This window comes from Pseudoduganella buxea, assembly GCF_009720835.1.
Taxonomy (GTDB): Bacteria; Pseudomonadota; Gammaproteobacteria; order Burkholderiales; family Burkholderiaceae_D; genus Rugamonas; species Rugamonas buxea.
Genome location: NZ_WNKZ01000044.1, coordinates 37829 through 47350, shown reverse-complemented (window position 1 = coordinate 47350; position 9522 = coordinate 37829). Strand labels below are relative to the sequence as shown.

General features: G+C 55.1%; 7 protein-coding genes. All 7 read left to right on the top strand.

What is annotated here, in order from left to right; genetic code table 11:
• The coding region (locus GM672_RS15730) for a DUF2345 domain-containing protein (protein WP_155471483.1) at positions 1 to 830 on the top strand (830 nt) is incomplete at its 5' end.
• 445 nt (positions 831 to 1275) lie between these two features.
• Positions 1276 to 3093 (top strand): glycoside hydrolase family 19 protein, encoded by a 1818-nt coding sequence (locus tag GM672_RS15725; RefSeq protein WP_155471482.1) that lies wholly within the window; start codon positions 1276 to 1278, stop codon positions 3091 to 3093.
• Positions 3090 to 3785 carry a hypothetical protein gene (locus tag GM672_RS15720; protein WP_155471481.1) on the top strand — a complete coding sequence of 232 codons (696 nt, stop codon included), beginning with the start codon at positions 3090 to 3092 and terminating at the stop codon, positions 3783 to 3785. The genes GM672_RS15725 and GM672_RS15720 overlap by 4 nt, the downstream gene beginning before the upstream one ends.
• A 131-nt stretch (positions 3786 to 3916) precedes the next feature.
• Entirely contained in the window at positions 3917 to 6577 is a 2661-nt protein-coding gene (locus GM672_RS15715) for a type VI secretion system Vgr family protein (protein ID WP_229427757.1), read from the top strand.
• 3 nt (positions 6578 to 6580) lie between these two features.
• Entirely contained in the window at positions 6581 to 7405 is an 825-nt protein-coding gene (locus GM672_RS15710) for a DUF4123 domain-containing protein (RefSeq protein WP_155471479.1), read from the top strand.
• Positions 7405 to 8157 (top strand): DUF3304 domain-containing protein, encoded by a 753-nt coding sequence (locus GM672_RS15705; RefSeq protein WP_155471478.1) that lies wholly within the window; start codon positions 7405 to 7407, stop codon positions 8155 to 8157. The genes GM672_RS15710 and GM672_RS15705 overlap by 1 nt, the downstream gene beginning before the upstream one ends.
• Positions 8154 to 9239 (top strand): hypothetical protein, encoded by a 1086-nt coding sequence (locus tag GM672_RS15700; protein WP_155471477.1) that lies wholly within the window; start codon positions 8154 to 8156, stop codon positions 9237 to 9239. Before GM672_RS15705 ends, GM672_RS15700 begins: the two co-directional genes overlap by 4 nt.
• Positions 9240 to 9522: the final 283 nt, after the last annotated feature.

Here is a 9522-nt window from a genome sequence, read left to right as displayed (position 1 = left end):
CCCACGGCGCCACCAACCGCGACCCGGCCGGCGACAACGCCGCCGGCATCGCGCTGATGAAGCAGGCCGTGAAACTGGGCGAGACGTTCAGCGAGGCGGCCAAGACGCACCAGACGGTGGCGTTGGCCACGTCGATCGGTTCCGTCAAGGCGGGCGCATCGACCTTGTCGGACAAGGAAGCACCACTCGCCGCGCTGCTGACGGCCGTCTCGGGCATGGTCGGCGGCGACAGTCTCGACGCCGCCCGCGCCGATGCCGGTGCCCGTAAGACGTCCCCTGGCGATGGCGCCTTGCCGCATTCGGCGGACCCCGTGATTGCCGTCAGCGCCAAGGCCGGCCTGGGCGTGACAGCGGGGGGCGCCGTGCAGTTGTCGAATGGCGAAACCATCGGCTTGATGAGCGGCGCCGACACGCAATTCGTCGCCGGCGGCGCGCTGCGCATGCATAGCGGCCAGGCCATGGGCGTGCTCGGCGGTGCTGTCGGTGCTGGTGAAGGCGGGCTCGGTGTGCAGCTGATCGCCGCGAAGGATGCGATGGACATTCAGGCCCAGGCCGATGTGCTGAAGGTGCAGGCACGCGATGAGGTGACAGTGGTCAGCGCTTCGTCGTTTGTTGATTTCGCTGCTGCCAAGAGTATCTCGCTGTCCACCGCCGGTGGGGCGAATATCACGATTGATGGTGGGAATATTACTGTGCAGTGTCCGGGGAAGATTTCGGTGAAGGCTGGGAAGAAGAGTTTTCTTGCCGGTGTAAAAGGAACTTATCGCTTCCCAAAATTCTCCCCTGCAGTGCAGACTGAGCTGGACGGGAAGTTTGTTTTTTCGAGCTGATGAATAATGTAAAGAATAGACAGGAAATGCATAGCTAAGTTGCCTCACACATAAGCAGATCTATTCATAAACGCTTTGGCTTATTGCTGCGCTCCAGACATAACATGATTATCACATACCCAATCAAGATTCCGTATATTAAAGGGAATGAGCAGCGCGTTGTTCCTGACATTCTATACGACTGTGCCGAAACGCAAAGTGGGTCCTATCCGATGGGGCAAAACCGATTCTGGCATGGCGGGGTTCATCTCAATCCTGACCCATTCTCTCCAATACGCGCGATCGCCGACGGTGAGGTTGTCGCATATAGGTTCGACGAAACTGACTCGACAGACGCATTTTTCGACAAGGTACCGTATTCTCGTAGTTTTGTCCTGCTAAAGCACGAGGCTGAGCTAGGAAAAACAACTCTCGGCGAAACAAAATTAAATTTTTTTCGCTATACATGCATCTCCAGCCTTGGGGGGCGGTAAAAAACAAAGGCGGTGATTTTGCCGTTAATTTCCTGAAGAAACTTGTATCGGCGTCACCCAAACTGGGTAAAGATGGAAAACCGGTTCTCGATAGAGACAAGAAGCCAGTATTAAATCCTGAGAGAATTGCAGTTCTAGCGCCAACAGCTGATGGCAGTTGTCATGATGGTCGTAATTTCCTTCCTGTTCGACGGGGCGATATTCTGGGCTATTGCGGCTCTATCCCAGACAATATAAGCCGTCCGTCGAAAGGTATTCATTTCGAAATATTTTTTGAAGATATAGGATTTTTAACCAATTTCACCAAAGCTATGTGGGGAAAAACGGTTGCGAGAGTAAAAACAAAAGTTTTTACGGACTTGCCCGAGAGCGTGACAGTGGCCGCAGATCCTTCAAGGCCTATCAATGTGGACAAGAATTCTAGGAAAGGGCAGTTTTGGAGAGCCTCGGTGGCAGGTCGACAAGTTTGGATAGAAAAAACTTTTATTGAAGTTCGGGACTCCGAAAAAACAGGAATTAGTGGGAAACCAAATAAACCGCAGACCCAGTTTTTTTTAAAGTCAGAAAACGTAAAAGCATATAAGCAAAACCCAGCAGAGATTGAGCGAGAGCTGGACGCTGGCGAGGAGATAATCCCATGGAAGGGGCCCTGGCTAAAGGCGGGCGAGTTCCGTGAGGAGTCTTTGGATGGCAAGTTTTATATTCAAGTGTATTTGCCGAAGTCAAACGAGATTTTTTGGGCGGAGCGCGATTCGATAGAAATAATAACTGATGCTGACTGGCCCGGATTTTCAACGGTTTCTGAGACGGGAATGTATAGCTCTGATGGTTTTGTTGACGCCGAAGGTCTTGTTCGGTTGGTAAAGCTCTACGAAAAAAACGTGCAGGAGAAAGATGGAGCAGCGGTTATGGGGCAGCGCGATAAGTTGAGGCATATCGTGACGAAGCATACAAGCGAGTGGAGCGGGCGGAATATCGCAACGCGATTTCAACGCGTGGCGCAGGAGGAGTTCGGTCCATCTAAATTGACACAAGAGCAATTTACAAGGCTTGTTGCGCATATAGAAAAGTTGTCGTTTTGGGAGAGCGTCCCGGGACTCCCTGCAGATGCGTCCGTTTGGCACGTACATCCAATTAAGTTTATAGAACACTTAGCTAAATGTATGTGGTTGACGAAAGATGAGCTGGCATTAATTTACCCAAACCGCCGCCGGAGTTCTGATGACCTAATCACGCACGGCACGAGCGAAAGCATAAGAGAGAAGTATCGCATCGACCTTAATAAGTGTTGTTACAAATATGGGATAAATTCTCGATTGCGGCAAGCGCATTTCTTTGGGCAAGGGGCGGTAGAATGCGCAAGCTTGAATTCGATGCTGGAGGACACTACTGGGACAAAGTATGAGAATAAGCGAAGTATAGGTAACACCGAGCCAGGGGATGGTCCGAAATTTATCGGCCGCGGATTTAAGCAGCTTACTGGGCGGTACAATTATGCTCAATATTGGGTATTCAGAGGCTGGTTGCGTCCTGGAAGGGACTTCGATTTGGGCTGGGAGATTGATTTAAATAAACAGCATCCTATCATTGATAATCCAGATATTATTCTGAATAACGTTTTCAACGCTATTGACGCGGGATGTTGGTATATCACCGTTTTTCGAAAGGGTGCGGCTTTAGCCATGGATAGAGATGATGGTAGGGCAGCCACCTATGCAATTAATGGTGGGTACACTGATCTTCCGAAGCGGTTGGTGTTCACCAATTGGTATAAGGATATTCTCTTATGAATACAAAGAGTTCTTGGTCGTTCGTTCTTGCTTCATTGATCCTTGGTTGTGCTAGGGCGGGCGCTGCTAACCCGATTGAGTACTCTGTTCAGGAAGTAAAAGTTGGTGGAAGCAAGAGTTTCCAGATGGGCGTCAGTATAGAGTCCATTCGCTTGCGATCTGCACAGGGGGTTAGGAAGAGCAGTGTAGCATCGATAAATTCAGGTATTGTAAAATTTGTCACTAATTTTGCGATTGAGGCTCGCCAGTGTGGCAACGCCTCACAGGGCAATCCGTGGGAATACAAGCTAAGTTTTGATAAGATTGTCGATTCTAGGGATTATTTGAGCGTTGTTTATAATAAAGACACAGTATGTGCGGGTTCACCTGAAGTAGTTAAAGAAGCAGCTGTGTTCTCAAAAGAATCCGGAGCGTTAATGTCCCCAGTGAAACTTGTACAGACACTGCTGCCTAAAGCTTCCGTGGCAAACGAGCCTGCGCCAAGAAGCCATCTAATTATTTTTGATAGGATGACATTGGATCGCATGGTTACAGCGGCAGCAGCGCTTTCAACAGAGTATTCGCCCGACTGTGATAATTTTGCGAAGACATCCTCATTCCGAGTGTGGGTTGACGGACGGCATTTGATAGCTTTTCCTGAGTTTAGTCGAACGCATTCTCGGTGTCAGCTCGAGTACTCACTCGATTATTAGTTCTAATAATTTCCGCCGTGGTTGGGTATATTATGGACCCCACCTATACTTTTGTCGGGATAAGTTTCGTTCATATATTCGCGTTCTGCCAACTAGCACCCACATCGACCTGGTGCCGCTGCTGGACAAGGGTGACAAAACAAGCCACGCTCCACATCAGCCTCGCGGACGGCACCCGCACCACCTTCAGTGGCGACATCACCCACGCGGCCATGCTGGGCAGCGAAGGCGGACTGGCGCGCTACCGCCTGCGACTGACGCCATGGCTGTGGCGCCTGAGCCAGGTACGCAACAGCCGCGTATGGCAGGACAAGAGCGTGGTCGACATCGTCGACGACGTGCTGTCGGCCTACCAGCCGCTGGCCCAGTGGCGCTGGAGCGGGGAGACGGACAGCTTCCTGGCCGACGTCCCGCCGCGCAGCTACTGCTGCCAGTACCGCGAGTCGGATTACGATTTCGTGCGCCGCCTGCTGACGGAAGAAGGCCTGGGCTGGCGCATCGAGGAACTGGAAGAGGGCCACGGCCTGGTGCTGTTCGCCGACAGCAGCCAGCAAAGCGCGATGCCGCCCGATCCCATCAGCGAACAGGATGGTGGCATCCGTTTCCACGGCGCCCGCACGGCGGAAAAGCAGGACAGCATCCAGGCCCTGCACAAATCACGCAAGGTCGTCTCGACCTTGACGACCCTCCTCAGCTACGACTACAAGGCGAAGAAGGCCGTCAGTGCCAGCGCCCCGTCGCGCCAGCAGTTCGCCAGGCTGCCGGTGCTGGAGAGCTACGACGTGCCGGGCCAGTATGCGTTTGCCAGCGGCGCCCTGGCGCAGCATTATGCGGAACTGCAGATGGAAGCGCGCGAGGCACGCAGCCAGCCCTGGCAAGGCCGTTCGACCGTGCGCACGCTGGCCGCCGGCACCCGCATCGACGTCACGCAGGGGCCATTGGCCATGTTCGGCGACGCCCCGGCCAGCTACACGGTCCTGCGCGTAACCAGCGTGGGCGTAAACAACCTGCCGTCACCGGCCGTGCAGGCCCTGGCCGAACTGTTCGGCCCCATCCCGGAACTGCTGGAAGACGTGCTCCTTGAAGCCGACCTCGCCGACGAGGACATGGCCCTGGTGATCGACCAAGCCCGCAAACTCGGCTACGCCAACCGCTTTGACGCGTTGGCGGCGGAGGCCCCGTGGCGCCCGGAACTGCCGGGCAGCGACGCCCGCAGCCACCCGAAACCGACGGCCCGCGGTGCGCAAAGCGCCATCGTCATCGGCGCCGACGGCAGCGACCAGGCCAGCGGCGCCGATGAACTGTACTGCGACGCGCTGGGCCGCATCCGCATCCGCTACCACTGGCAGGACAGCAGCAACGCCTCGTGCTGGGTGCGGGTGGCGCAGAGAACCGCCGGCGGCGGCATGGGCAGCCAGTTCCTGCCGCGCATCGGCCAGGAAGTGCTGGTGCAGTTCATCGAGAACGACATCGACCGTCCCATCGTCATCGGCGCCCTGTACAACGGCCAGGGCGAGGGCGGTCACGCCCCCACACCCGGCGGGCAAGCGGCAGACGGCGACGACCCGGCGGCCGTCTTCCAGCCGGCCGGCGACCACACGCCGTCGGCGCAAGGCAACGTCGCTGCCGGCAACAGCCCCGTATGGCACGGCGCTTCGGGCACCAACGACGGCCATCGCAACGCCGCCGCCCAATGGGGCGTCAGGACAAAAGAATTTGGCGGCAGCGGCTACAACCAGCTGCTGTTTGACGACACGGACGCGCAAGGGCGCGTCCAGCTGCGCTCAACCTTCGCCGGCTCCGAACTGTCGCTCGGTCACCTGATCCACGCCGCCGATAACTACCGGGGTAGCCTGCGCGGCCAGGGCGCCGAACTGCGCACAGACGCCTACGGCGCCGTACGCGGCGGCGCGGGCCTGCTGGTGTCGAGCTACCAGATCACGCACGGTGCCACCAACCGCGACCCGGCCAGCGACAACGCCGCCGGCATCGCGCTGATGAAGCAGGCCGTGAAACTGGGCGAAACGTTCAGCGAGGCGGCCAAGACGCACCAGACGGTGGCATTGGCCACGTCGATTGGTTCCGTCAAGGCCGGCGCATCGACCTTGTCGGACAAGGAAGCACCACTCGCCGCGCTGCTGACGGCCGTCTCGGGCATGGTCGGTGGCGACAGTCTCGACGCCGCCCGCGCCGATGCCGGTGCCCGTAAGACGTCCCCGGACGATGGCGCCTTGCCGCATTCGGCGGACCCCGTGATCGCCTTGAGCGCCAAGGCCGGCCTGGGCGTGACGGCGGGCGGTGCGGTGCAGCTGTCGAATGGCGAAACCATCGGCTTGATGAGCGGCGCCGACACGCAATTCGTCGCTGGTGGGGCGCTGCGCGTGCACAGCGGCCAGGCCATCGGCGTGCTCGGCGGCGCTGTCGCTGCTGGTGAAGGCGGGCTCGGTGTGCAGCTGATCGCCGCGAAGGACGCGGTGGACATTCAGGCCCAGGCGGATGTGCTGAAGGTGCAGGCACGCGATGAGGTGACGGTGGTCAGTGCTTCGTCGTTTGTTGACTTCGCCGCCGCGAAGAGTATTTCGCTGTCCACTGCGGGTGGGGCGAATATTACTATTGATGGCGGGAATATTACTGTGCAGTGTCCGGGGAAGATTTTGGTTAAGGCTGGGAAGAAGAGTTTTACATCGGCCGAGAGCCTGCCATACCCGCTGCCCATTATGCCTCGAAGCGTTTGCATTGAGTGCATGATGAAATCGTTGATGGCTGGCCCGGCACTCACATTGGCAGGGTAATTTATGTTTATCTCGAAATTTCGAACCGATTGGGTCACTGAGCTGGAGAACTATTCGGCCAGCCCCGAAGAGAATGACAATTACCTCTACATGTTACTGGAAGGAGCATTTGTTCAATCTTTGCATAAACAATTCCTCTTCGCGGAAACCGATTTACTGTTCCGATATTTGCCGGGGTTTGATGACCAAGCAGCAAGCGTCTCTCCTTTTGTAATACGCTACGACAGCCGCGACGCTTTGAATCGGGCGTTAGTCGCATGCGACGGGTGGCCGATGGTCGCCGCAATAGAAACCCCAGAAAACTTACCAGAGGTTGCTCTCAGATTGGCAGAATGTTGCATAGTCGAGGCTGACGGTCAACGGTTTAACTTAAGGTTTTCCGATACCAGAAGAATCGAGAGAGTCATAGCAGTATTGTCTTCCTCGCAGAGGTCTTTATTTTTCGGCCCTGCTTCAAAATGGTACTTTGTCGGGCGAGATGGTGAATGGAATTCCCTGTGTGCTAAGCAATGGGAGACAAGCGACAATAAACCGCCATCGTTGGTTTTTTCTACAGAGCAATACGGTGAATTAATCGAAGACAGTCTGGTGGATGAGATACTGAGTGTTCTCGAAAATACTGGCCTGCAAATCACAGCAAATACACTTTATTACTACCGTCTTGTTACGGATGCCTTGAGCATCGTGGAGGGTGATTTAGAGTTCTCTAATCTAGTTCGCTGGGCACATCATGCCATAATCATCCAATCTGATTCTCAGCGAGCCCTTGATGTTACCGACTTCGCCTACTGGCGTAACCAAGGAAATGACAGGGAGGACAGGGCGTGATGTCGATGGTCGAAAAAAAAATGAAAAACCTTTGTCGCGTTACCGGGATATCAATACTTCTAGTTTTTTCCGGATCTGGCTGTAGCGAGAACACCTCAGTAAGCGTGCACGGCGTCAATTATACCGAACAGACATTCTTCTACTCAATTTTGAAAGGCGACGATTTGGACGCCTCAGTTGGCGAAACAATCGAACCGTACAGCGCTGGAGGGACTGTGTGCTGCTATTCTTTGCCACATAAGTGGCGGCCGGATTTGACGGTTCGTGTACGTACGACAGTTTCGTCTAAAGGGTCTGATGGCAATCTATTCGAAACCACAAAAATTGAAGATGTCAGAGTCGCGCCATATTCAAGCGGTTCGCCCGGGGAGTTGTGGATACTTCGTGACCCGGGTGGGAATGTTTCGGCGATCTCTAGCGATTATCAACCAAATCATCCTAAATGGCCGGGAAAGATTAAAGGCTGGCCGACCCCGTCCCTTAATTACCAGCAAGAGCGATGGAAAATATATATGGATTATGAACTTGAATATGTAACCCTCGCAAAAGAATTCCTGGCCGAGTTTGAAACTGACCCCGATGGGCTCGCGAGAAGGAAGTGGCGCATCGCCATGAGAGATGAACCCAGAGAATATACCCGCTTTCAAGGGCCGGACGACCCTAAGTTCCGGGCGTTTCTAAAATCCCGGTACGAAGCAATGCTCCAGCGAAGTGAGCGAAATGTCGAAAAACTGCAGGAGGCGAAGCCATGACGGCGAATCTTGACTATTTTTCCATTTTAGTACTGGGCGTGTCGGCGTTATGTAGCGCTGAGGCGTCGGAAAATCAGTGGCGAAGTGAATGCGTTGGGCGCCTGCTGGTGGATCTCCCCGGAAATGCCTCGGTTGCGGGCATTTCGCCGGCTGTATTTCGCGAGGAATTGCTCAGACCGTCCCAGTCCATTCCTTTTGAGTTTCCAGATGGGCAGCGGGCGTCAGGGGTGCGCCTTCTGTACAAAGGCGAGTTATTGATTTCAAACAAGTTGGACGACGCTCAAAAAGATTCTATCGGTACTGCATTCGCTATTTCAAGAGAAGCTGTTGAACGGCGTCTTGCTCAACAACGCACAGATGGTGCTGGTATTTCGAAAGTTGAAGTCCTTGCTGGTCTCCCTCACGGGAGCCGGGCGTGGTACACAGAATCGTCGGTGCGGCTTCTGGTAAATATTGGCGAACACGTCCTGTTCACACGGCTAGCCGCAGCGCCCGGCGAGCCGTCCAGCAGCGAGATGGCAAGGCGCTTCGCGAATAATATATCGTATCGGCCCATTTTTCATATTCCGGCACAAGCGGGACTTTGCCTGCCGCACGCATTCATCGGTGATGTTGACCCCGGCATCCGGAATGTCGCTGCAATGTACAAGCTGGTTGACCACCCGGACGTAACGATATATCTCAAAGATTCCAATGCCGCCTCATATGAAGGGAAAGTTCGGGCGCTGAATGCTGAACCGAAGCGTGTGAACGAGAATTTCTGGGCGCAATACCAGCTCGGCGATTCAGTCAAACATATCGTTTCGATTGAAAAAAGCGATGTGCACTTTTCTTCGTTCAGCGGTCCGGCGAACGGCTTCGCCTCGATTGCGCAGATTGTGCGAAAAACAGGGGAGCGAGACTTCGGATATATCGGTGTGCATCGCGGCGATCCTGCGCGGAAAGATTCGGTTGATGTCGAGTTGGTCATTCTGACGAATGCCGACGTTGCGAAGTCCAGGGGCATTGTGCCGGTATCTAAAGTGTACTTCCTTGAACTGGTCCGTCGGTTGTCGGCGACGCTGCGATTCAAAGAAAAATGACCTTATTCTCGGCATGCCGGCAGTTGTAGGCTTCCGGCCAGATGCGGCGCTTTCATCAGGACGCGGTTCCGAGGATGGCACTATACTATGGCTCTGGGGAAATGACAGAATTTGCCGCAATGCGAATGCGGAACGATGCCTTGCGGCGCAAGCTGGCGGCCGCCCCGGTGCGGGCGACGCCCGTCGTGCGAGAGCCGACCGCGAATCCTCTCACTCGGATTGACTCGCAGAGCGCCTCAGCGCGGTCCACTTCAGGAATATCGATGCGTTTTTCAATAGTGTT

Bases quoted from the DNA above. Each gene is read 5' to 3' on its own strand.
- GM672_RS15725 (WP_155471482.1), top strand. From the start codon at position 1,276: ATGCATCTCCAGCCTTGGGGGGCGGTAAAAAACAAAGGCGGTGATTTT.
- GM672_RS15710 (WP_155471479.1), top strand. From the start codon at position 6,581: ATGTTTATCTCGAAATTTCGAACCGATTGGGTCACTGAGCTGGAGAAC.
- GM672_RS15720 (WP_155471481.1), top strand. From the start codon at position 3,090: ATGAATACAAAGAGTTCTTGGTCGTTCGTTCTTGCTTCATTGATCCTT.
- GM672_RS15705 (WP_155471478.1), top strand. From the start codon at position 7,405: ATGTCGATGGTCGAAAAAAAAATGAAAAACCTTTGTCGCGTTACCGGG.
- GM672_RS15700 (WP_155471477.1), top strand. From the start codon at position 8,154: ATGACGGCGAATCTTGACTATTTTTCCATTTTAGTACTGGGCGTGTCG.